This is a genomic window from Listeria valentina (genome assembly GCF_011800755.1).
In the GTDB taxonomy this organism is placed as follows: domain Bacteria; phylum Bacillota; class Bacilli; order Lactobacillales; family Listeriaceae; genus Listeria; species Listeria valentina.
In genome coordinates this window covers 1-1,505 of the sequence record NZ_JAATJW010000130.1, presented here as the reverse complement: position 1 = coordinate 1,505, position 1,505 = coordinate 1, and the positions used below count along the sequence as shown (strand labels likewise).

The 1,505-nt window shown below is 31.0% G+C and carries 2 protein-coding genes; one reads left to right on the top strand and one right to left on the bottom strand.

The genetic code is table 11. The annotated features are described in order from the left end of the window. On the top strand, nt 1-1,338 hold a 1,338-nt coding region (locus tag HCK02_RS13755; protein WP_167630664.1), incomplete at its 5' end, for a hypothetical protein. A 29-nt stretch (nt 1,339-1,367) separates the two neighbouring features. On the opposite strand, the gene HCK02_RS13750 is transcribed toward HCK02_RS13755, so the two are convergent. Continuing rightward, a partial coding sequence (locus HCK02_RS13750; protein ID WP_343034612.1) for a sigma factor-like helix-turn-helix DNA-binding protein occupies nt 1,368-1,505 on the bottom strand: 138 nt, incomplete at its 5' end.

Here is a 1,505-nt window from a genome sequence, read left to right as displayed (position 1 = left end):
TTATTAACCATCTCTTCAGATGAATGGATTCAATCAAAAGGGCCCAACGGTCAAACAGAAGAAGATATGGGGCCTCTCAAAGAAAAATGGAAGCGCTGTTCTTTATGTGGTACTCCCAATAAGTATATTTTTTATATTGAAAATACCATTAGCAAAAAAAAGTTAAATGTGGGTAGCGATTGTATAACTGAGTTCGGGAGTATTGCTGGTAATGCTAAGAAAAGCAAACAAAGTATGCAAAAAAATGCTTTAAGAGCTCGAAACTTACAAGAACTATTAGAAAAAATTCCTAAAGTAAGGTCTACTATCGAAAATTGGAATGATTTCATCAGAAATTTACCTATAATTCTATCACTAAACGAGACCAATTCTTATCAAGAAATTGGACTATCTGCTCATGAATGTTATGAAAAAATTCTCACTAAAGGTCTAAAAGATGATTACATACAACAACTTAAAGATCTTATCCAATCTGGCAAACATGAAAAAAAGAAAATTTTGCACAAAATCGATAGCTTCGATGGAGAATTATTTGTACTGACAAATAAACAGTTACAGTGGATAAAAGCTCATCAACCAGATAAAGTTAAAGATATTATTGCTGAAATCGAAGAAAGTAACGACAGCCTTATTAATCTACATTGCGCTACCCTTATTGCTGAAACTAATTTCTTGGAAAATTTTGCACAAAAATACAACTTATTAATAGAAAAGCACAATAAGACTATTATAAATTTATATCATGATTGGCGGAGAAACAGCTCTCCGCCTGCTTCTGAAATTGAGTTTGAAAAAGAACTTCCCAAAATCATCGCTGTTAACTCAGGATCCTTTTCTTTTCAATTTACTTCTATGCCCCATGTTCAGTACACTATAAGTAGCAGAAAATTTATAGCAGCATTAGGTTTTTTAATATTCCCTTCTAACAAAAAAACTTTAGACCAAATGGATGTTCTGCAATTAATTGTGGATTCAAATGCTCCTAATAAAAGTCAATCATACGAAGCTTTTTTTGCTCAAATTGAATATGTTGTAAATAAAAGTTTGCCTCAAAACAAATACAGTTTGCACAAAATTAGCTTGAGTGGAAATTATGTTGACTTTCGAATTTTTCACTCATCTAATACAAGTGAAGATGGTTTAGTTACATACCGCTTCACATACAGAAGGTATACTTTGGAATTGTTCTATACTACAACGAAAGGGCTTTTACTCAAAAAAAACAACATCCTCATTCAAAAATTTTTAGACAATAATTACACTAAAGACTACTCAGAAATACAATATAAAAAAGAAGAAGAGGAAGAAATTGAAATGAGTAGAATGAATAAACAATGAATTAAAACATCTGAACTTGGATAACCTCTTTAATTTATAATTGTCGTGCAAAATAAACTTTGATCAATCTGGTTTTGAATTTTTTCTTTCCCTCTTTTGAGATATTCACGGACTGAACGTATACTTATTTCTAATTCGTCCGCAATTTGAGAGTAAGATTTTAATCT